This window comes from Hoylesella marshii DSM 16973 = JCM 13450 (assembly GCF_000146675.1).
Taxonomy (GTDB): Bacteria; Bacteroidota; Bacteroidia; order Bacteroidales; family Bacteroidaceae; genus Prevotella; species Prevotella marshii.
This window is the reverse complement of record NZ_GL397214.1, coordinates 1,725,150-1,746,033: the sequence shown is the minus strand read 5'-3', so window position 1 is coordinate 1,746,033 and position 20,884 is coordinate 1,725,150. Positions and strand designations below refer to the sequence as shown.

The 20,884-nt window shown below is 50.0% G+C and carries 17 protein-coding genes, 1 tRNA gene and 1 pseudogene; 5 read left to right on the top strand and 14 right to left on the bottom strand.

Annotated features, from left to right (window positions below; translation table 11 throughout):
• Positions 1–115: 115 nt before the first annotated feature.
• Positions 116–7,510, top strand: a pseudogene (gene sov / locus HMPREF0658_RS07300) (T9SS outer membrane translocon Sov/SprA); the annotation flags it as partial.
• 73 nt (positions 7,511–7,583) lie between these two features.
• On the opposite strand, the gene HMPREF0658_RS11865 reads toward sov, so the two are convergent.
• From HMPREF0658_RS11865 to folP, 7 genes are all read right to left on the bottom strand, one after another.
• The gene (locus tag HMPREF0658_RS11865; RefSeq protein WP_238305446.1) at positions 7,584–7,922 is read right to left on the bottom strand and encodes a hypothetical protein; all 339 of its coding nucleotides are present in this window, start codon (positions 7,920–7,922) and stop codon (positions 7,584–7,586) included.
• Between the two features lie 113 nt (positions 7,923–8,035).
• Positions 8,036–8,452 (bottom strand): rRNA maturation RNase YbeY, encoded by a 417-nt coding sequence (gene ybeY, locus HMPREF0658_RS07295; RefSeq protein WP_024990825.1) that lies wholly within the window; start codon positions 8,450–8,452, stop codon positions 8,036–8,038.
• A 15-nt stretch (positions 8,453–8,467) separates the two neighbouring features.
• Complete coding sequence (coaD, locus tag HMPREF0658_RS07290) at positions 8,468–8,914, bottom strand: pantetheine-phosphate adenylyltransferase (protein WP_006949791.1); 447 nt, start codon at positions 8,912–8,914, stop codon at positions 8,468–8,470.
• A gap of 64 nt (positions 8,915–8,978) precedes the next feature.
• A complete protein-coding gene (locus HMPREF0658_RS07285; RefSeq protein ID WP_006949789.1) occupies positions 8,979–9,221 on the bottom strand; it encodes a hypothetical protein in 243 nt (80 codons plus the stop codon).
• An 88-nt stretch (positions 9,222–9,309) separates the two neighbouring features.
• Positions 9,310–10,347, bottom strand: coding sequence for a Holliday junction branch migration DNA helicase RuvB (ruvB, locus tag HMPREF0658_RS07280; protein WP_024990824.1), 1,038 nt, complete (start codon positions 10,345–10,347; stop codon positions 9,310–9,312).
• Between the two features lie 108 nt (positions 10,348–10,455).
• Positions 10,456–11,232 (bottom strand): diadenylate cyclase CdaA, encoded by a 777-nt coding sequence (cdaA, locus tag HMPREF0658_RS07275; RefSeq protein ID WP_006949784.1) that lies wholly within the window; start codon positions 11,230–11,232, stop codon positions 10,456–10,458.
• Between the two features lie 6 nt (positions 11,233–11,238).
• The gene (folP, locus tag HMPREF0658_RS07270) at positions 11,239–12,099 is read right to left on the bottom strand and encodes a dihydropteroate synthase (protein WP_006949782.1); all 861 of its coding nucleotides are present in this window, start codon (positions 12,097–12,099) and stop codon (positions 11,239–11,241) included.
• Positions 12,100–12,438: 339 nt separating this feature from the next.
• Here folP and ung point away from each other — a divergent pair, with 339 nt between their 5' ends.
• Both ung and HMPREF0658_RS07260 read left to right on the top strand, forming a co-directional pair.
• Entirely contained in the window at positions 12,439–13,104 is a 666-nt protein-coding gene (gene ung / locus HMPREF0658_RS07265; protein WP_024990823.1) for a uracil-DNA glycosylase, read from the top strand.
• A 7-nt stretch (positions 13,105–13,111) separates the two neighbouring features.
• Complete coding sequence (locus HMPREF0658_RS07260; RefSeq protein WP_006949777.1) at positions 13,112–13,714, top strand: DUF3109 family protein; 603 nt, start codon at positions 13,112–13,114, stop codon at positions 13,712–13,714.
• A 60-nt stretch (positions 13,715–13,774) separates the two neighbouring features.
• On the opposite strand, the gene HMPREF0658_RS07255 is transcribed toward HMPREF0658_RS07260, so the two are convergent.
• The 3 genes from HMPREF0658_RS07255 to HMPREF0658_RS07245 are packed head-to-tail and all read right to left on the bottom strand — an operon-like array spanning position 13,775 to position 17,088.
• Positions 13,775–14,797, bottom strand: a complete 1,023-nt coding sequence (locus tag HMPREF0658_RS07255) for a M28 family peptidase (RefSeq protein WP_006949775.1) — start codon at positions 14,795–14,797, stop codon at positions 13,775–13,777.
• Between the two features lie 35 nt (positions 14,798–14,832).
• Positions 14,833–16,602, bottom strand: coding sequence for a fused gamma-glutamyl-gamma-aminobutyrate hydrolase/peptidase (locus HMPREF0658_RS07250; protein ID WP_006949773.1), 1,770 nt, complete (start codon positions 16,600–16,602; stop codon positions 14,833–14,835).
• A 3-nt stretch (positions 16,603–16,605) separates the two neighbouring features.
• Entirely contained in the window at positions 16,606–17,088 is a 483-nt protein-coding gene (locus tag HMPREF0658_RS07245) for an Lrp/AsnC family transcriptional regulator (protein WP_006949770.1), read from the bottom strand.
• A gap of 1,086 nt (positions 17,089–18,174) precedes the next feature.
• On the opposite strand from HMPREF0658_RS07245, the gene HMPREF0658_RS07240 reads away from it, so the two are divergent.
• Positions 18,175–18,387: a hypothetical protein gene (locus HMPREF0658_RS07240; protein WP_139047739.1), complete on the top strand. Its 213-nt coding sequence runs from the start codon at positions 18,175–18,177 to the stop codon at positions 18,385–18,387.
• A 291-nt stretch (positions 18,388–18,678) separates the two neighbouring features.
• Here the strand turns inward: HMPREF0658_RS07240 and rpsT are convergent, their stop codons facing one another.
• Positions 18,679–18,933, bottom strand: a complete 255-nt coding sequence (gene rpsT, locus HMPREF0658_RS07230) for a 30S ribosomal protein S20 (RefSeq protein ID WP_006949766.1) — start codon at positions 18,931–18,933, stop codon at positions 18,679–18,681.
• 31 nt (positions 18,934–18,964) lie between these two features.
• Positions 18,965–19,036, bottom strand: a tRNA-Glu gene (locus tag HMPREF0658_RS11530).
• A 105-nt stretch (positions 19,037–19,141) separates the two neighbouring features.
• On the opposite strand from HMPREF0658_RS11530, the gene recO reads away from it, so the two are divergent.
• Positions 19,142–19,867 carry a DNA repair protein RecO gene (recO, locus tag HMPREF0658_RS07225; RefSeq protein WP_006949764.1) on the top strand — a complete coding sequence of 242 codons (726 nt, stop codon included), beginning with the start codon at positions 19,142–19,144 and terminating at the stop codon, positions 19,865–19,867.
• Positions 19,868–19,966: 99 nt separating this feature from the next.
• Here recO and rd read toward each other — a convergent pair whose 3' ends face one another.
• Positions 19,967–20,131, bottom strand: coding sequence for a rubredoxin (gene rd / locus HMPREF0658_RS07220; protein WP_024990821.1), 165 nt, complete (start codon positions 20,129–20,131; stop codon positions 19,967–19,969).
• 302 nt (positions 20,132–20,433) lie between these two features.
• Entirely contained in the window at positions 20,434–20,883 is a 450-nt protein-coding gene (locus HMPREF0658_RS07215; protein WP_006949759.1) for a GatB/YqeY domain-containing protein, read from the bottom strand.
• Between the last annotated feature and the right edge of the window lies 1 nt (position 20,884).

The window sequence follows — 20,884 nt, the reverse complement described above, 5'->3', positions numbered from 1 at the left end:
TTCCAACATCATTTCGATGCCGGCAGGAAACATTGCACTCCGCCATGAACGGCAAGACGATAAGACACGGAAGGACAGCAAGGTAGCGAGTGTGCCACCTGCGGCGGTAGAGATAGAGGAGGACACGATACCCGACAGTCTGCTACATCCTCGATGGAAGGTGCAACGCACCGTACCCCTCACTGTGAACGACCTACATCAAGGGGCGGCCGATTTGGCACGCCCCGGCAATCTGAAGCAAGATGCGATATACAACGATACGTTAGGGCAATATGTCTTCGGTGCGAAAATGGGCGGGACTTATCTCGACGCTCCCCTCATGATGACACCGGAGGAATACCGTGCGTGGAGCTTCCGTAAAACAATGAACGCCTATTTCCGGTCGAAGAATGCCGAAATCTATCAAGCTAAAGGCAAGGAGAAATTCGATTTCTCCGACATGCACTTCGACCTCGGTCCGGCAGAGAAGATATTCGGACCTGGGGGCGTGAGAATCAAGACACAGGGGTCGGCCGAGCTGAAATTCGGTGCCACACTGAAAAATATCGACAATCCATCGTTGCCCATCCGCAACCGAAAGACCACCACCATGAACTTCGATGAGAAGATAAATGTGAGCGTAAAGGGTAAAGTGGGGGATAAGGTGGATATGAACCTCAATTACAACACGGATGCTACGTTCGATTTTGATGCACAGAATCTGAAACTGAAATACGAAGGTAAGGAAGACGAAATTATCAAACTCGTGGAGGCAGGTAATGTCTCTTTCCCTTCCAACTCCTCGCTTATCACCGGCGCAAGTTCACTCTTCGGCATTCGTACCGACATGCAGTTTGGCAAACTGAAACTGCAAACCGTGCTTTCACAGAAGAAATCATCTACTAAGAGTGTGTCATCAAGGGGCGGCGTACAGCTGACACCCTTTGAGATAGATGCAGCCGACTACGAGGAGAACCGCCACTTCTTCCTGTCTCAATACTTCCGGAGTATCTACGACAAGGCCATGCAATCGCTGCCGAACCTCATGACAGGCGTAAAAATCAACCGTGTGGAGATATGGGTGACCAACAAAACCGGTACGACCGCCAATACGCGGAATATCATCGCACTGACCGACTTGGGCGAAAACACACGTATCTCTAACCCCTTGTGGGCGGCCTTGGGCGTACCCGTACCTGCCAACAGTGCCAATACGGAATATGGTGCCATGACGACTACCTATGCCGATGCCCGCGATATTGATCGCACCGGCACCGTGCTCGATGCCATTGCAGGCTTCACCGGAGGTACTGATTACGAGAAGTTGGAGAGTGCCCGTCTGCTGAATGCCTCCGAGTATACCGTAAACAATGCCCTCGGCTATGTGTCTCTACGCAGTGGCATACAGACAGATCAAGTGCTCGCAGTGGCATACGAATATACATATGGTGGCATGACATATCAGGTCGGTGAGTTTGCGTCCGATGTGTCAGACGTGAATAAAGCACTCTTTGTCAAGTCTCTGAAGAACACGAGTAACCATCCCAAGCAGGGTAACTGGGACCTCATGATGAAAAACGTTTACTATCTGGCCTCCTCCGTTGAGCGAGATAGATTCCGTATGGATATTAAGTATCGGAGCGATACTACAGGCGTGTATCTCAACTATCTGCCGGAGCAGCAGGTCAAGAACGACCCGCTCATCAAAGCAGTGGGTGCCGACCGCCTCGACAATAATAATAAGCCTCATGCCAATGGTTACTTCGACTACGTGGAAGGCTACACGGTGGCCGGTGGCAGAGTGTTTTTGCCCAAGGTAGAACCCTTTGGTCAAAACCTCTACAACTACCTCTTGCAGCGAGGCGTATCGGCAACGAAAGCCTCATCCTATAGCTTCACGGAGCTGTATGACTCCACCAAGACCGTGGCCAAACAGATGGCCGAGAAAGATAAGTTTGTGCTTGCCGGTCAGTTTCGCGGCACTTCGGCCAACATCATTTCGTTAGGAGCATACAACGTGCCGCAGGGTTCGGTCAAAGTGACTGCAGGCGGTGTCACCCTCTCGGAGGGGTCTGACTACAGCGTAGACTACTCCGCAGGTGAAGTGACTATACTCAATCAGAGCATTCTCGACGCAGGTACGCCCGTCAATGTGTCGCTCGAAAGCAATACCGACTATGGGCAGCAGCGCAAGACTATGTTAGGGCTGAATTGGCTATACGACTTCTCGAAGAATTTCCAGCTGGGCGGCACCTTCCAACATCTGTCGGAGCAGTCGCTCACTTCCAAGGTATCTATGGGCAGCGAGCCCCTCAACAATACACTCTGGGGGATAAACCTGAATTGGAAAAAGGAGAGTCAATGGCTCACACATATGCTCGACAAAATACCCTTTCTGCATGTGACAGCCCCTTCTTATATACAGTTGAATGCCGAGTTTGCCCAACTCATTGCCGGTAAGAACAGGGGCACGCAAGATAATGCCTCCTATCTCGACGACTTCGAGAATACTAAGAGCACTATTGATGTGTCGACTCCTACGTCGTGGGTGCTGTCAAGTGTACCTTCCATGTTTGCAGAGCATACCGACAAGACGACACTCCGAAGCGGTTTCAATCGTGCTCGTTTGGCGTGGTACACTATAGATCCCCTCTTCACGCGCCGCAGTTCATCGCTTACCCCCGGCCACATCAAGAGCGACATTTCCCAACTGAGCAACCACTATGTGCGCGAGGTGCCCGTCTCGGAGCTATACCCGAACCGTGACCAAAGCGCATACAATGGTGCACTTTCCACCCTTTCCATCCTCAACCTTGCCTATTATCCCACTGAACGTGGCCCTTATAACTTCGATCCCACACTGAATGCCGACGGTACGCTGCCCCATCCGCAGCAACGTTGGGGCGGAATGATGCGTCGACTGGATACCAACGACTTTGAAAAAGCCAATATCGAATACATAGAATTCTGGCTACTCGACCCCTTTATCTATAGCAACACACAGAGCGATGCGGCGCAGTATGGTGCCGACTTCTACATGAATTTGGGAGAAATCAGTGAGGATGTGCTGCATGACGGTAAAAAGTTTTATGAGAGTGGTATGCCGGTAGATGGGTCGCAGGCCTACACCACCACGCAATGGGGACGGATTCCGAATCAGGCCACTGTGACTTATGCCTTCGCTACATCGGCGGGTGCACGAGAACTGCAAGACGTGGGATACAATGGCTTAACTGATACTGAGGAGCAACAGTTCACTCCCTATCAACCATTCCTGACGAGTGTGCAAGCGAATGTTGCCCCTGATGTCTACCAACAAATACAAGCCGACCCTGCCAACGATGACTATCATTACTTCCGCGGGTCGGACTTCGACCGTGCGCAGACTTCAATCCTTGAGCGTTACAAGCGCATCAACAACCCCCAAGGAAACTCACCGAGCAATCAACCGGAGGGCTACGACACCTCCTATAAGACTACACCCGATGTGGAAGACATCAACCAAGACTATACGCTCAATGAGTATGAAAAGTACTACCAATACCATGTGTCTCTGCGCCCGCAGGATATGGTAGTGGGTAGAAACTTCATTGTAGACAAGCGCGAAGCCCTTGCGGCCCTGCGCGATGGTAGCAAGCCTACTGTTACATGGTACCAGTTTCGCATCCCTCTTGACCGTTACGAGCGGCGCGAGGGTGGCATCTCCGACTTCACTTCCATACGTTTTATGCGCATGTTTTTGACAAACAGCACGCGTCCTCTCGTATTGCGATTCGGTAGTTTCGACCTTGTAAGAGGCGACTGGCGGCTTTACGAACAGCCACTCAACGGCTCTTCAGCAGGTACGGGTCACATGGCAGTGAGCGCGGTATCCATAGAGGAGAATGGCGATAAAGACCCTGTAAACTATGTACTCCCACCCGGCATCAGCCGCGTAGTAGACCCTTCACAGCCACAGCTTACGGAAAACAACGAACAGGCATTGAACATGGTGGTGACGAATCTCTCTACGGGACAGGCTAAGGCCGTGTACAAGAACACGAGCCTCGACCTTCGACAATACAAGCGCCTGCAAATGTTCGTGCATGCCAATGCACTGCAACAGAACACGACCAACCTTGCAGACAACCAACTGTCCGTATTCATCCGTTTGGGAAGCGACTACAAAAACAATTACTATGAATACGAGATACCTCTACGTCTTACTCCCGCGGGGCGTTATGATACGTATTCCGGACAGGCGCGTGCCACCGTATGGCCTGAGGAAAACATGCTTGACATTCCCCTGTCGGTATTCACCGCTCTGAAAAAGGCACGCAACAAGGCTAAGGCGCAGGGACTGACCTCATATACCACGGTATTCAGCCTCTACGACAATGACCGCCCGAACAACAAGATAAGCATCATGGGCAACCCCACTTTGGGCGATGTGCATACCATGATGATAGGCGTGCGTAACAATTCCGGCGATGCAAAGAGCGGAGAAATATGGGTGAACGAACTGCGGTTGAGAGACTACAACAACGAAGGTGGCTGGGCGGCACAAGGAAACCTCAACATGCAACTCTCAGACTTCGGCACCGTAAATGTGGCCGGTAAGTATATGACCGACGGCTTTGGCGGCTTGGAGCAGGGTGTAAACGAGCGTTCCAAGGACAATTATGGTACTTACAGCATGACAGCCAGCTTGGAACTTGGCAAATTCTTCCCCGACAAGGCGAAGGTATCTGCGCCGCTCTATTATTCTGTGACCAAGGAGAAGATAAGTCCGAAATATAACCCGCTCGATACCGATATGCGACTGAAAGATGCCCTCGATGCCACCGGAAGCCGTTCGGAGCGCGACTCGATAGAGAGCATTGCCGTGACGAAAACCACGAACACCAACTTCTCGCTCTCCAACATGCGTGTGGGTATCGCCACGAAACACCACCCCATGCCCTACGACCCTGCCAACTTCTCGTTTTCTTATAGTCACAGCCACCGCAACACCAGCGGAAAGACCACTGTCTATGAGAATGAAGACAAGTGGCGAGGTGCCATAAACTACACATGGTCTCCCGTTTACAAGACTTTTGAACCCTTCAAGGCACTCATCAGGAATCGCTCCAAATGGTTCGACATTCTGAAACGCTTCGGCCTGAACTGGCTACCCCAAAACCTTTCTTTCAACTCCGAAATCATACGTAATTACTATGAATTGCAGGAACGAGACATGATGGGTGGAGGCGGAACGCAACTTCCTCTTACATTCAATGAGCAATTCTTGTGGAATCGAGACTTCTCCGTAAGGTGGGATCTCACCCACCATCTGCACGCAAGTTTCCAAAGTGCCACCCATGCAGAGGTAGAAGAGCCTTATACACCCGTAAACAAGTCACTGTACCCCGACCGTTATCACGCATGGAAGGACTCGGTTTGGACGAGCATCAAGCACATGGGTACACCCCTCGATTACAACCAGACGTTCACTGCTTCCTACCAACTGCCTCTTCACTTGCTACCTGTATTCGACTGGATCAACGCAGATGCCAACTACAATGCCACCTACGGATGGGTGCGAGGTACACACTTGGAAGACGGCACATCGCTGGGAAGCATCGTGACATCCAATAGAACATTCAACCTCAACGGCACGTTCAACATGGAGCGTCTCTACGATCACATCCCGTTCCTGCGGAAAACGAACGAACGATTCCGTAAGCGTCCGTCTTCGCAAACCCGTAAGCGCCCCGAAAACCCACTGACGCAACAGCAACGCCATCCACAGGAAAAGCAACCCGACGACGAGAAGAAAAAGGCTTTGCCTCGCAATCAGCGCAGCTATGAGCAGGAGCTTACGCTTAAGCCCGATACATCCATCATCGTGAACCATGGCAAGAAAACCCGCCGCTTCTTCGTAGCGGCCAGAACCACCGACGGGAAGGTTCTCAAATTGAAGTACCGGAAGCTCGACGACAATCGCATCCGGGTATCCAATCCATTGGATACAGCCGTTACGCTGAAGCTCACCGTCACTCCTCGAGAACCGCTCGACAACCAACCATGGTACAGTACGGCACAGCATGTAGCCCGCATGCTGATGATGGTGCGTACCGTCAGCATCAGTTACCGCAACCAATATGCCCTCTCGCTGCCCGGCTTCCTGCCCACAGTAGGCGACGCTTTCGGGCAGTCGCGTGGTATGGGCTTGCTCGCTCCCGGGCTCAACTTTGCCTTTGGAATGGTAGACGACAACTATATCGGCAAGGCACGCGACAATGGCTGGTTGCTGATGAACGACTCTGTGGCTACACCCGCTACCACCAACCGCACGGAAGATGTGCAGATACGCCTCACGCTTGAGCCGATACGAAACCTGAAGATTGACCTCAACGCCTCGCGAACGGAAACTCGTGCAAGGAGCATACAATATATGTACACGGGTACCCCTACCACGCAAAGCGGCACTTTCACCATGACAACCCTTAGCCTGCGCAGTGCTTTCGAGGGCGTGGGCGATGCCCGCAGCGGGTATCGGTCGGCTTCGTTCGAGCGATTCTGCAATGCTTTAGACGGTTTCCGCACACGGGTGGAAAGCCAATATGCCGGCGCACGATACCCGCAGGGAAGTACCTTGGCCGGCAATGTATTCAATCCCGCTAACGGAGGAGTGAACCGTTACAGTGCCGATGTCATGGTGCCGGCTTTCCTCTCTACCTACACGGGCATGGGAGGTAACGGGCTCAGTATCTTCCCTTCGCTCTCTCGGTTGCTACCCAACTGGACGGTGCGTTATAGTGGGTTGGTCGAACTGCCGTGGTTCCGCGATGTATTCAAGAGCATCAACCTCAACCATGCTTACAAGAGTATCTATGCCGTGGGCAGCTACGGCAGTTACAGCACCTACATGGAATACATGAACGGGTTGGGATTCGTTACCGATGCCACCACCGGAAATCCTGTGCCGAGCAGCATGTACAACGTGTCGCAAGTGAGTATCAATGAGGCTTTCTCCCCGTTGCTCGGCATCGACATGACCTTTCTGAACAACCTCTCCTGCAAGCTCGAATACCGCACTACACGGGTGTTGAGCCTTAGCATGACGAGCATACAAATCAACGAAGCCACAAGCCGCGACTGGGTAGTGGGCATGGGCTATCGCATCAACGACGTAAATCTCTTTGGTAATGGTGGGAAACGTCGTGCAAAAGGTAATAAGAAGACGCCAACCGATGCACCGACAGCGGCCTCTTCTGCTGCAACAAACACGCGAGGCCTCCGCATGAACCATGACCTGAACCTCCGCCTTGACCTGAGCTATCGTCGACAGGCTGCCATCAGTCGCGACATCGCTGGCTGTGCAAGTAACGCCAGCAGTGGCAACACAGCCTTTAAGTTAAGCTTCATGGCCGACTATACGCTCTCGCGCCTCCTGACCCTGAGCTTCTATTATGACCGACAGACGAACACGCCATTGCTATCGGGTAGCAGTTATCCCACCACAACACAGGACTTCGGCCTTAGTATGAAACTCTCGCTCACACACTGATATACTCCTGTAACCCCAAATCTGTACAGGTTCTTATGACCGATTGAGGTTAAACGTTCGGGATTACAATCTTTCAAGGTCGTAAGGTTGCGATGGATAAGTCGGCATCTGTACAGGGCACAGATGCCGTTTGTCCGTGGTACAGATGGCGTTTGTACACAGCAAGGTCGGCAACCTTTCTGTCGATATAACCAAGGCAAGTGCTGAAACGGAGTTCGTTGTGCGAAGCGAAACGGAAACGATGTTCGCTGACACGAAGAGGAAGTAAAGCAAAGTGCCCAAGGGCATTGGGTGTACACTCTGTTGCGTATGACGACTGGTTCTTCACCTGTATGGGAAAGATTGGGAAGGGGGCTGATGGTAACAACTCTCTCTCATCGGCAGCCGCGAAGTGAGGGATTTCATTTATCAAATAAGGTGATTCTTGGTATTTCGGGTTGGGAGAGAAAGGGGATGCTGTTACCCGTGAATATGCAGGCATTCCCTAAAAGAGGCGGGAGAAAGGTCAGACAAACAGCATGCCGGTTACTTCTTGCGCAAGGCGAGCGCGCGATCTTCAGCGGCTTCCATCAGCTCGCGTTCGCCCGGCCCCTTGTCATTAAGGCCGCAGAGATGGAGGATGCCGTGAATGATAACACGATGCAACTCTTCTCCATACGGCTTTCCGTAGAGCTTTGCATTCGACCTGACGGTATCAAGACTAATAACGATATCTCCGTTGATGGTATTGCCGTCGCAATCGTCAAAGGTGATGACATCGGTATAGTAGTCGTGTTGAAGGAACTGTCGGTTGATCTCAAGTATCTTGTTGTCGTTTACAAACATGTAGCCGATGTCGCCTGCGCGTTTTCCGTAGGCATTGATAACGGCGCGTATCCATGCTGTGGTGTCGCGTTTCCTGATGTTTGGCATCTCAATGCCGTCTGAGCTGTAGGTAATCATTGCCATAGTTAAACGTTATTTATCGGTTGGTAAAAATTCACTGATATCCTTTCCGAAATGTGCCAGCTCGCGTACCATCGAGGAACTGACGGCAGCGAATTGGGGGTCGGAATAGAAGAAGAGGGTGTCGATGCCACCTATTGAGCGGTTGATGTCGGCTTGTTCGCGTTCATATTCGTAATCTTTAATGCTGCGCACTCCCTTAATAATATAGTGTGCATTCTCCCTTGCGGCGAAGTCTATGGTGAGATCGCTGTAGGCTTTGACGGTAATTTTCGGTTCGTTACGATACAAATGAGCGATGGTTCGCACCCTGATGTCGGTGCTCTGCATGTAGTTTTTACGTTCGTTCACGCCGACCCCGACCACGATTCTGTCGAATAACGGCAGTGCACGGTCGAGTATCGCCTGATGCCCGATGGTGAACGGGTCGAAACTTCCTACGAATATTCCTGTTTTCATGAATAGTTTTGAATGAATTCTTCTGGGGGGTAGTCCAGCAGGATATTGGTATCAAGAAATCCTCTCATTGATATTTTTCTATCAGACATTTAGCCTTGGAAGTCTTCCAATGGTCTGCTTTCCGCGCAGCAAGGCTACCCGCAAGGTCTGTCAGTTCTCTCTCTGCATACGAGAGGGTATCTTGCATGTTTTCTTGTTTGGTTTTGTGTGCGGTGTGTAATGTCCAATCCATTTTATGCACCAATTGCTTCAAGAAATCCATATCTGATGATGGGATATTCAGCGATACGCTCTGCATTGTATCCATGTGAACCTCTCTTTCTTTTTAATTGTACCTACAAAGATAAATATTATATTGATATATAGAATACGGCGATGCCGAAATGTATCCTCCTTTATTCATCAAACAACCCCGGGGTCATGATGTTGCTGCGATAGGGGTCGCGTCCGAAATGTCGGTAAGCCAGCTCTGTCACTACGCGTCCGCGGGGGGTACGCTTGATGAATCCTTCCATGATAAGGAAGGGTTCGTAGACCTCCTCTACCGTTCCGCTGTCTTCTCCGATGGCCGTTGCAATGGTGGAGACACCCACCGGACCGCCTTTGAACTTGTCGATGATGGTGAGCAGAATCTTGTTGTCTATCTCGTCAAGGCCATATTGGTCGATGTTGAGTGCAGAAAGAGCGAGGCGTGTGATGCCGATGTCGATGCGTCCGTCGCCCTTTACCTGTGCGAAATCTCTGACACGGCGCAATAGTCCGTTGGCAATACGAGGCGTTCCGCGGCTCCTTCCGGCAATCTCCACAGCTGCATCGGGCGCAATGGGAACGCCGAGGATACCCGCCGAACGCAGGATGATTTGTGTGAGCGTATCGGCATCGTAGTATTCCAGATGCAGATTGATAGTGAAACGGGCTCGCAAGGGAGCGGTAAGCAGTCCGCTACGCGTAGTGGCTCCAACGAGGGTAAAGGGGTTGAGGTCTATCTGTATAGAGCGTGCCGAAGGGCCTTTGTCTATCATAATGTCGATACGATAGTCTTCCATGGCGGAGTACAGATACTCTTCCACTACGGGCGAAAGGCGATGAATCTCGTCGATGAAGAGCACATCGTTCTTCTCTAATGAGGTGAGGATTCCGGCGAGGTCGCCCGGTTTGTCGAGCACGGGACCGCTGGTAATCTTCAATCCGGAGCCCAACTCATTGGCAATGATGTTGCTCAAGGTGGTCTTTCCCAGTCCCGGGGGGCCGTGAAGCAGGGTATGGTCAAGCGGTTCGCCGCGGTATTTGGCTGCCTCTACGAACACCTCAAGGTTGTTTACCACCTTTTGCTGTCCACTGAAATCGCCGAAACTTAGCGGGCGGAGAGCGTTCTCAAAGTCCTTTTCTCCCGCGGTTGTTCGCTCCTCGCGTATGTCGAAATCATCTGTCATGCTGTCATCACTGTTACAATTCGTTGCAAAGTTACTCATTTTCATCGACAATCAAACGGCCGATACCATAAGTTTTATGCGGGTGTCGATACGCATGTTAACCCGACATCAATGTCGTGAACCCAGCTCAAGGGTGAGAATACTCTCTAACTTCTCGGCCGAGAGACGTAGCTGGAACTGTCCTTTGATGGCCACACTGATGCGTCCGGTCTCCTCACTTACCACTACGGCAACAGCATCGCTGTCTTGCGAAATACCCATGGCGGCACGATGACGTAGCCCAAGTTCCTTGGGAATATCGAAGCTGTGAGACACGGGGAGTATACACCCCGCAGCACGGATGCGTTTTCCGGAGATAATCATCGCACCGTCGTGGAGGGGCGAGTTCTTAAAGAAGATGTTTTCGATGAGGCGCTGGTTGATGTTGGCATCTATGATTTCACCCGTCTCTACGATGTCGTCGAGGGGTGCCGACCGTTCTATCACAATGAGTGCTCCCACTTTTCCTTTCGCCATATTCATACAAGCCATGACGATAGGCATGATGGTTTCTTTGTCGGCATCCTTATGTTTGTCTGACGAAGAGAAGATTCGCATGATGCTGCGTATGCGTTGATGAGCACCGAGTGTATAGAGGAACTTGCGTATTTCCTCTTGAAAAAGGATGATAAGCGTGATAAGACCCACACTCACCAGCTTATCCATGATGGAACCGAGCAGACGCATTTCGAAGACTTGACTGACAAGCAACCATACGAATACGAAGAACATGATGCCGATAAATACGTTTAGCGAGCGCGAAACCTTCATCAGTCGATAAATGTAATACAATATCAACGCGACGAGGAAGATGTCTATGATGTCTTTTATTCCGAAATCTATCATTGTAAGTTAGGATTTGAAAGTGAAAGCTGGGCGGGTCATGGCGTCATAAATGGCAACGGCTTCTACGGCTTCTCTTACGTCATGCACCCGTAAGATGGCAGCACCTTTGGTCAGTGCGAGGGTGTTGAGTGCCGTCGTTCCGTTGAGAGACTCGTCGGCCGTGGTATTGATAACGTGTTGAATCATCCGTTTGCGTGAGATACCTACCAAGATGGGGAGACGAAAGGTTTGCAGTCTGTCCATTTCCTTCATGATGGTGTAGTTCTGTTCCACGGTCTTTCCGAAGCCGAAACCCGGGTCTAAGATGATGTCTTTCTGCCCCAAGTCGCGCAACATCTGTATCTCTCGCGACCACGAAATCATCATGTCGCGGAGTGTAGACCTGACAGACATCAGGATATAAGGCACGCGAAGAGCGGCTACAGTCGCGAACATGCTACCTTGTTCGTGTATCGGCGTGTCGGCAATCCCCGTGATGCCTCCTTCCGAAACGTCGTTGATGAGGTCTGCGCCATACGTTTCCACTGCCATCCGAGCTACATTCGGACGGTATGTGTCTACAGAAATGATGGCTTTGGGATGCTCTTTTCTCACGATAGACAGGGCGGTATGCAATCGTCGCATTTCTTCTTTTTCGTCTACTTCCGTAGCACCGGGGCGAGTGGAAAAGGCACCCACGTCTATGATGGCTGCACCTTCGCGGAGAATAGTCTCGGCTCTTTCGGCGATTTCTCGCTCTGTCTGTACTCTGCTTCCGGCATAGAAAGAGTCGGGTGTGGCATTGAGAATGCCCATAACACAAGGGCGTGAGAGGTCGAAAAGCCGGCCTTTGATGTTGATGGTATATTCCATAAACTGTTTTGTCATGTTTTTTTATGGACGGATAGTCGAATGCGGTCGTCCTTTTTACACTTCATCCGAAAAATCTTTTGCTGATAGTAAGGATTGCAAGAGTCTCTTATCCGTGCTTCTGTCCCTTCCTTTTATAGAAGCAAAGTTAGAAAATAATCTTCATACCCGCAAATGAATGAATAGCGAAACGCCATTTTTCACCCTATGGAAAACGAGTTGATGAAGAGACAGATATGAGTTCCGTTCGAAAATGACAGCAGATGCCTGTCTGCATCTGCGCAGATTTACCTGTCTTCCGGCTGTCTTTCCATACTTTATTCGTACCTTTGCGCACAATCAATCATGCAAGAATCAATGAACGTACAAATAGAAGAAAGCTGGCGAGAGCATATCGGCGAAGAATTCAACAAACCTTATTTCAAAGCGCTGACGGATTTTGTTCGCGCCGAATATGCACAAAACCGGTGCTTTCCCTCCGGTCGATTGATATTCAATGCCTTTCATCTCTGCCCTTTTCACCAAGTGAAAGCGGTCATCATCGGGCAAGATCCATACCACGAACCCGGTCAGGCACACGGTTTGAGCTTCTCTGTCAATGACGGTGTACCTTTCCCGCCGTCGCTCATCAACATCTTCAAAGAACGTCAAACCGACCTTGGAAAACCTATGCCGACAAGCGGAAATCTCACCCGATGGGCTGAACAAGGTGTGCTTTTACTCAATGCCACGCTCACGGTACGAGCCCATCAGGCCGCCAGTCACCAGCATCACGGATGGGAAACCTTTACCGATGCCGTGATACATGCCCTCAGTACGCAACGCGAAGGGTTGGTTTTTATTCTTTGGGGCGGCTATGCAAAGAGCAAAGCGCCGCTGATAGATGCCTCCAAACACCTTGTACTTACGGCTGCTCACCCTTCTCCGTTGTCGGCCAACCGTGGCGGATTCTTCGGCAATCGCCATTTTTCACAGGCTAACGCCTATCTCGAAAAGCAAGGATTAGCACCCATCGATTGGTAAAAACACGATGAACAAACGTCTTCTGCCCATCATTCAAGTGGGTGATGTGTTGCTTTCTCCCGACATCTTCACCGAGTGTTTCTGCTGCGACCTCAATGCTTGTAAGGGCATCTGCTGCATCGAGGGCGATGCCGGAGCACCCGTTACGACCGACGAGATAGCTGCCATCGAACAATCATTAGACACCGTTTGGCCTTCTCTCTCTGCTTCCGCACAGAGCGTTATCGACCGCAACGGCGTGGCCTATGCAGACTGCGACGGCGAGTTAGTTACGAGTATCGTGCATGGAAAAGACTGTGTGTTTACCTGCTATGAGAACGGCTGTTGCTTTTGTGCTTTGGAACGGGCTTACAGAGCAGGACAAAGCGCTTTCGTGAAGCCCATCAGTTGTGCGCTCTATCCTATTCGTGAGAAGCATCTGGACGATGGTACCGTGGCTTTAAACTACCACCGTTGGGATGTTTGTCGCGAGGCCGTAGCAAAAGGACGCTCACAGAATATTCCCTTATACGTGTTCTTGCGCGAACCGCTTACACGCCGCTTCGGCGCTGATTGGTATGCCGAACTCACAGCCACTGCCAATCATCTGAAGGCCGAAGGGTATCTTTAATTGTGTTCTACCCTATAGCCACACCACAGCCTCCCACCGTTTTGTTGCCCGAAAGCGAAGTTATTCGGAGAAAAGAACGTGGAGAAGCGTCTGTCCCACGGCCTTGAGCGTATTGCGGTCGATATGCGCCATATCATCGCTGACAGTGTGCCAAGTAGGTCCGAAAGCACTTTCTGCACAATTAGGATAATAAGGCACGATGTCGATAGTGGGTATCTGGGCGTATTTGTTCACAGGGTCGTGGTCGTCGGTGATAAATCCTCCGTCGGCTATCGGGAAGTAACTGCTGTAGCCGATGGCGTGAGCGGCATTCCAAAACTTATCTACGATACTGCCCGCATATTGCTTGGAATAACCCTCTTGGTAAAAGGTTGCACCCTGACCGCCCACCATATCGAGCACTATACCATACGCTGCTTTGTAGCCGGAGGGAATGTTCTTTGCCCAATATTGTGCTCCCAAAGCCCACGAACTTTCGTCTGCAGGCAATGAACTCCACTGGGGCGTGCCGTAATCTTCGGCATCGAAGCAGACGAAGTCTATTCCGATACGAAGCGTGGAGTCAGCTTTCAGCAGACGGGCTATCTCCAACATCACTGCCACACCGCTGGCACCATCGTTAGCGCCCATAACGGGCTTACGCCATTGGGTGCTATCGGGGTCGTTGTCTGCCCACGGCCGACTGTCCCAGTGGGCACAGAGGAGGATGCGACGGCTGGCCTCGGGACGGAACCGTGCTATGATGTTGGTACAGCGGAGCGGGGTTCCGTCGTAACCGCTCACCGTCGTCTTCTGTGTGCTGACTATGCAGCCAAACGATCGGAACTTATCGATGATCCACTGTTCGCAAAGGTCATGGGCTTTTGAGTTCATCACACGTGCTCCGAAATCACATTGCGCGGCGCAGAAACTGTAGGCGGAATCGGCGTTGAAGTCTGGCCCCAAGGGCTTCTGAGCTGCTATTGTATCTGTTTCACCGTTCTGTTTCGTGTTTTTACAAGATATCCACGAGCTTGCCATTAGCAAGCCTATCGCCACGCCGAAACAGGCTGCGACCTTCCCTTTGATTTGTATTTTTCTCATTGTTTACCGTCTTCTTTGGATGAGTTGCTCACTGTTTACGTCCGTAGCGTTTGGTTTTCGCATGCTGCCTGCACCTCTGTCATGACGCGAAGCCAATTCTTTCCCCATATTCGGGCAATGTCCTCTTCATTGTATCGGTGCCGAAGCAGTTGGAGCGTAAAGGCAATTGCTTCCGAAGCATCTGCCATTCCGGGCACTCCTCCGTCGCCGTCAAAGTCTGTACCGATGCCCACATGTTCGATTCCCATTATCTTGATGGCATGTTCAAGATGGGCTACGGCATCGAGAATGCTCGCCTGTCCCTCTTTACGGAGAAAGCCTTTGTAGAGCGTGGTGTGAGCTACACCGCCCTTACGTGCCAGCGCGCGAAGCTGGTCGTCTGTGAGATTGCGCGGCACATCGCAAAGTTCTTTGCAATTACTGTGACTGCATACGATGGGCATACGACTGATATCAAGAGCATCGTAGAAACTTTTCTCGCCGCCGTGGCTCAAGTCTACCATGATGCCAAGCCTGTTCATTTCGGCGATTACCTTCGCTCCGAAATCGCTTACGCCGCCGTGTGTTCCGTTGCCTCGTGCACTATCGCAGATGTCGTTGTCCCCGTTATGGCATAAGGTAATATAGGTGATGCCTCTCTGTGCAAAGTGTGCTACGTTGGAAAGGTCGCCTCCCAAGGCCAGACCGTTTTCTATTCCAAGCACAATAGCCTTGCGTCCTTGGCGTTTCAGCTTGTAAAGTTGCTCGGGAGAGCGCGCTAAACCGAGATAACGGCTGTTCTCTCTCACAATGGTTTCTATCTTGTCGAAGATAAGGTCGGCATATTCCGTAGGGCTGGAAACGGGAAAGGCCACTTTGGAAGCAAAACTTTCGCCCGCCTTGGGCTGAGGCAGATAAGCAACCATCGTGGTGGCATCCAACCTCCCCTCTGTCATTTTATGCAAATCTACGAGAATTTTCGGGTCACGTTTCATGAAGTCGATATCCTCCGGAAAGAACATCGGGGTATCGCAATGGGTATCTAACGTGAGCATGTGGCTATGCAACCGTTTGGCCGTATGAAAGTTTTCCGCCTGAGAAACCAGCCATTGAAACAGCGGAAGCCCGTCTTTCCCTAACCATTCGGGGTGCCATTGCACGCCCAATACGGCCTTATGTTCGGTGCTTTCGATGGCTTCTATGATGCCGTCGGATGCTTTTGCTGTCACGCGGAAGCGGTTTCCGGCCTTTGAAACGGCCTGATGGTGCACCGAATTGACAAACAATTTCTTTTCTTGATATAAGGTGTAGACCGTGCTGTTTTCATCTATTGTCACCGAATGGGTTGGCTCGCCGCGTCCCCCCTCTTGCGAATGCTTGACAGAAGTCTGCCCGATGTCTTGCGCAATGCTGCCACCTAAAGCGATGGCCATTGCCTGAATGCCGCGACAGATGCCAAGTATGGGAATCTGCCGGTTAAAGGCGAGCCTGATTAGAAGCAGTTCGGACAAATCGCGGGCTGCATTGATTTCTCCCATTTGGGGAACCGGCTCCTCATCGAGCCATAGCGGATTGATGTCCGCCCCTCCGCTGAGAAGCAGTCCGTCGATACGTTCGAGGATATTGAGCAACACGTTCTTATCGGCCACAGGTGGGATAAGAACGGACGAACCGCCAGCTTTCACCACTTGGTCGTAGTATTTCTCGCGCAGACAGGCTTCCTCTCCGCGGAAGTTGGCTGTAATGCCGATGAGCGGTTGCTGCGGGGCTTCAGGATAAGAGGCGTAAAGGGTGGAGAGATGTGCTTCGAGATCGAATGACTCCATGATTTATTTTTCCTTTTTATCGTTGGGCACCGAGATGATGGGAATCTCGCGTTTGATGCTTTGCTCCAAAGAGATAAGCGTTTCGGTGGCCACCACTCCGGGGATGCTTTGCAGCTGATTGTTGAGCAGGTTCATCAGTTGCTCGTTGTCGCGGGCATACAGCTTGATAAGCATCATATAGGGACCGGTGGTATAGTGGCACTCTATGATTTCGGGAATCTTTGCCACTCGCTCCACAACAGCTTTGTACATGCTACCCCGTTCCAATGTGATGCCCACATAAGTGCAGGTATAATAGCCTAAACTCTTGGGGTTGATATCGAATCCGCTGCCCGTTATCACACCGCCTTCTATGAGGTGTTGCACGCGCTGATGTATCGCAGCTCGCGATACTCCGCATTCTGCGGCTACATCTTTAAAGGGGATTCGGGCATTTTTAGATAAGATACTAAGTATCTTTTTGTCAAGATTATCTATCTTTTCCATTAACTTTTAGTATTTACAGATGGGTTATTGATGAAGAGATTTACAAACTGTTAGCAAAAATAATGAATTAAAATGGAACGAACAACATTTTGAAAGAGAAAATCAGAAAACAAATACCTTTTGCTTAAACCTGAATGGGTCATGAGAACTTGCACAGATTTTGTCGGATGGTCGGTTAGATGGCGTGTGGCACTATCAAAGATATTGCGGGCGACGTTGGGAGAGAACGGCAGGTAAGATGCCTACAAACGAATAAAAGATGACAAGAAGCCATGTCGTCCCTATTAAAATGTTAGATAAGCACACTTATGATCGATTGGGGTTGAAGGAAAGTATCTTTCCCTTGTCGGTGGAGCCATCGCTTTGCCGGCGTATAGAGAGCAACGGGCAAAAGGGGAAGTGTTAAGAACCCGATGGGGGTGAGGGAACATCCATTGGCTCATCTCGCGGAGGGATGAAGAAAAGGGAAAGAAAGGAAGTATGTAAGCGTCTGGTAAACAGACAGATAGAGGCGTGTTTGTAAAAGCATAGCTTTTACGCCCTTAAAGCTATGCTTTCATCCTCTCAACGCATAGCTTTTACACCCTCATACCATAGCTTTCGATAATGAGAAGGCAAGCACTGAAACGAAGTTCGCTGTGCGAAGCGGAGCGGAAACGAAGTTCGCTGACACGAAGAGGAAGCAAAGCAATGTGTGCGGACGACCCTTTTATTTCTTTCCAAGTCGATGTTTGATAACGATGTGTCGCACTTACAGCGCTCCATTTAGGGGCATGTCCTATACCCAGCGCTATGCGCTGGGCTGGTATATTGCGCTCTTGCAGAGCTTACTTAGGGAAGTGTCATCTACTCGGTGCCATGCGCTGGGCTGATATGTTATGCGCTTACAGCGCTTATTCTTATCTTATAAACGGTTAAATGTAGGGCGGTGGAAATCGCAACGACATGCCATTGATGATTGAAAGGTAAGCGCTGAAGGCGCGTAAGCTGTCAGTCTAAGGTAGCACCTTTGGTAAAAAGACGCAAAAAAGGCGAGTATTGGAGACGCGTAAGGTAATAACTGCCGATAACGCCTTTAGTAAAACAATGTCACAAACTAAAGCGTTAAAGGCGCGAAACATGTCAGCACAAGGCAACGCCATGGGTAAAAGAACGTCACAAAATGAAGCGCTGGAGACGCGAAAGGCAATAGGTGTGGATAACGCTTTTGGTAAAACAATGTTACAAACTAAAGCGCTGGAGGCGCGTAAGATGTCAGCCCAAGGCATCGCCTTGGGTAAGAAGGAGCAAAAAAGGTGAGCGCTGTAAGTGCGACAGACCGTTTCGCTTTGCACGGCGAGCTTCGTTTCATGGCTTAATGTCCCCAATATCATTATCCCGCACTCAAGGAAAGAGGGGGCGATGGGTGCACTGCGAGGGAGACAAAGGGGGTAAAAAAGGAATAGGTTGCAGCTCTCTCGAACTGCAACCTTCTATATATGATAATTCAACAGTGATGATTCTGTTTCTCTTCCTATACCTTTTGAAAGTGGTTTTGCTGCGCTTTCAATCGGCAGCCTCAGAACTTCTCAGGTACAGACAGATGTTTTCTTAGGCCAATTGGTTGATGTGTCGAGTCAACCCCGACTTCAAATTGGCAGCCTTATTCTTGTGAATGATGTTGGTCTTAGCCAACTTGTCAAGCATTTTCTGTATGCTGGGATAGAGCTTTATGGCTTCTTCCTTGTCGGTAATAGCACGCAATTTGCGGACAGCATTACGCATAGTCTTGGCATAATACTTATTATGCAAGGTACGCTTTTTGTCTTGACGAATTCTTTTAAATGATGATTTGTGATTTGCCATCTCTTCTTTTCTTATTTATTTTCTTACTGAGTAGTCCCTAGGAGAGTCGAACTCCTCTTTAGAGAATGAAAATCTCTCGTCCTAACCGATAGACGAAGGGACCAATAATATTTAGCGGTTGCAAAGGTATAGCTTTTTTATTGTCCCGCCAAATTTTACATCATAATTTTTGATACATCACGGCTTTTTTCGTACTTTTGTGACTGTTATGCTGATAAAGACCCGCGCGATAGTTCTTCACACGTTCAAATATGGTGATGCCAAATTGGTGATTGAACTTCTTACCGAGAAGTTTGGGAGGCTTTCCTTTATGTCGCGGATTCCGAAAACAGCAAAGGGCAAATTGAAAAAGCAATTCTTCCAGCCGCTCACACTTTTGGAAATTGAGTTTGATATGCGGCAGCGGGGAGGCCTGCAAACCATGCGCGATGCACGTATCGCCCTGCCGTTTGTCTCTATTCCTTTTGAACCGGTGAAGTTGTCGCTGTCGCTTTTTGTGGCCGAATTTCTGTATTATGCTACTCGAAGTGAACAAGAAAATACCCCGTTGTTCAACTATCTCATCAACTGTATTGAATGGTTGGATAATAGCTGTGGTGCCTTTGCGAATTTCCATCTGGTGTTTACCCTGCGTCTTTCTCGCTTCTTAGGGTTTTATCCCAATCTGGAAGCGTCTGCGGCAACGGCTTATTTCGATTTAAGAAACGGCTGCTTTACCGCTACAATGCCATCGCATGCTGATTTCTTGTTGCCCTCTGAGGCTGCGCGGATAGGACTTTTGATGCGTATGAACTTTGATACGATGCATTTGTTTCGTATGTCGCGCCATGAGAGAAACCGCTGTATAGAACTGATTCTCATGTTTTACCAACTGCATGTGCCGGGCTTTCCCGAATTGAAATCGCTGGGGGTACTGCGGGAACTCTTTGCATGAAAGCAACAGAGGGTAGGCGGAAAACGGCTCGGTAGCAATTCGTCAAGGGATGAATATAAAAGAAGGGATGCCTTGCAGGGCATCCCTTCTCTCTTTCGTTTAGTCTTCTACCGGCTCAAATTCATCTTTTCCAACTCCGCAAATGGGGCAAACCCAATCGTCGGGGATGTCTTCAAAGGCTGTTCCGGGGGCAATACCGCCATCAGGATCACCCTCTTTGGGGTCGTAAATATACCCACATGGTACGCATACATACTTCTTCATCATGTTTTTGTTTTGAGGTTTTACTTTAAAATTTAGCTGTTGTGGTTGGTCGATAGGAGAGCCATGTTCTGTTCTTTGCTGTTGATATTGGCTCTCTTCTCTTATTCGCGTTGCAAAGATACGAAAGTTTTTCGAGTGTGCAAACTTTTAAGTAACATTTATTGAGTTGATTAACCCGGATGTGTTGTTTCCGATTTAAGAGAATGCCCCTATATATAATAAGGTGTAGAAACCCAACGACCGGCATACAAGTGTTGTGTGTGTATGCCGGTCGAACGGTGTAACGAGGAGTTGAAAGGCGATTAAGCCAAAAGCTGTTTCACAAGGGTTGAGATGAGTTTGCCATCGGCTTTCCCTGCTAACTGTTTGCTTGCAATACCCATTACCTTACCCATGTCTTTCATAGAGGTGGCTCCTGTTTCGGCGATAATCGCTTTTACGGCACTTTCCACCTCTGCTTCCGAAAGGGGTTGGGGCAGGTATTCTTCGATTACCTTTACCTGTGCAAGCTCTGTTTCGGCAAGGTCGGCACGTTGTTGGGCGGTAAACGTTGCTGCGCTCTCTTTGCCTTGCTTGGCTAATTTCTGCAATATCTTGAGGGCATCGGCATCGTCCAACATGTCGTTGGCTCCCGGTGCAGTCTTTGCTTCGATAAATACTTTCTTGATGTTGCGAAGTGTATCGAGGCGAACCTTGTCCTTTGCTTTCATCGCCTCTTTGATATCGTTGCTTATTTGATCAAATAGTGTCATG

Bases quoted from the DNA above. Each gene is read 5' to 3' on its own strand.
- ybeY (WP_024990825.1), bottom strand. From the start codon at position 8,452: ATGATTACCTACAGCTCAGACGGCATTGAGATGCCAAACATCAGGAAA.
- coaD (WP_006949791.1), bottom strand. From the start codon at position 8,914: ATGAAAACAGGAATATTCGTAGGAAGTTTCGACCCGTTCACCATCGGG.
- HMPREF0658_RS07285 (WP_006949789.1), bottom strand. From the start codon at position 9,221: ATGGATACAATGCAGAGCGTATCGCTGAATATCCCATCATCAGATATG.
- ruvB (WP_024990824.1), bottom strand. From the start codon at position 10,347: ATGACAGATGATTTCGACATACGCGAGGAGCGAACAACCGCGGGAGAA.
- cdaA (WP_006949784.1), bottom strand. From the start codon at position 11,232: ATGATAGATTTCGGAATAAAAGACATCATAGACATCTTCCTCGTCGCG.
- folP (WP_006949782.1), bottom strand. From the start codon at position 12,099: ATGACAAAACAGTTTATGGAATATACCATCAACATCAAAGGCCGGCTT.
- ung (WP_024990823.1), top strand. From the start codon at position 12,439: ATGAACGTACAAATAGAAGAAAGCTGGCGAGAGCATATCGGCGAAGAA.
- HMPREF0658_RS07260 (WP_006949777.1), top strand. From the start codon at position 13,112: ATGAACAAACGTCTTCTGCCCATCATTCAAGTGGGTGATGTGTTGCTT.
- HMPREF0658_RS07255 (WP_006949775.1), bottom strand. From the start codon at position 14,797: ATGAGAAAAATACAAATCAAAGGGAAGGTCGCAGCCTGTTTCGGCGTG.
- HMPREF0658_RS07250 (WP_006949773.1), bottom strand. From the start codon at position 16,602: ATGGAGTCATTCGATCTCGAAGCACATCTCTCCACCCTTTACGCCTCT.
- HMPREF0658_RS07245 (WP_006949770.1), bottom strand. From the start codon at position 17,088: ATGGAAAAGATAGATAATCTTGACAAAAAGATACTTAGTATCTTATCT.
- HMPREF0658_RS07240 (WP_139047739.1), top strand. From the start codon at position 18,175: ATGTCACAAACTAAAGCGTTAAAGGCGCGAAACATGTCAGCACAAGGC.
- rpsT (WP_006949766.1), bottom strand. From the start codon at position 18,933: ATGGCAAATCACAAATCATCATTTAAAAGAATTCGTCAAGACAAAAAG.
- recO (WP_006949764.1), top strand. From the start codon at position 19,142: ATGCTGATAAAGACCCGCGCGATAGTTCTTCACACGTTCAAATATGGT.
- rd (WP_024990821.1), bottom strand. From the start codon at position 20,131: ATGAAGAAGTATGTATGCGTACCATGTGGGTATATTTACGACCCCAAA.
- HMPREF0658_RS07215 (WP_006949759.1), bottom strand. From the start codon at position 20,883: ATGACACTATTTGATCAAATAAGCAACGATATCAAAGAGGCGATGAAA.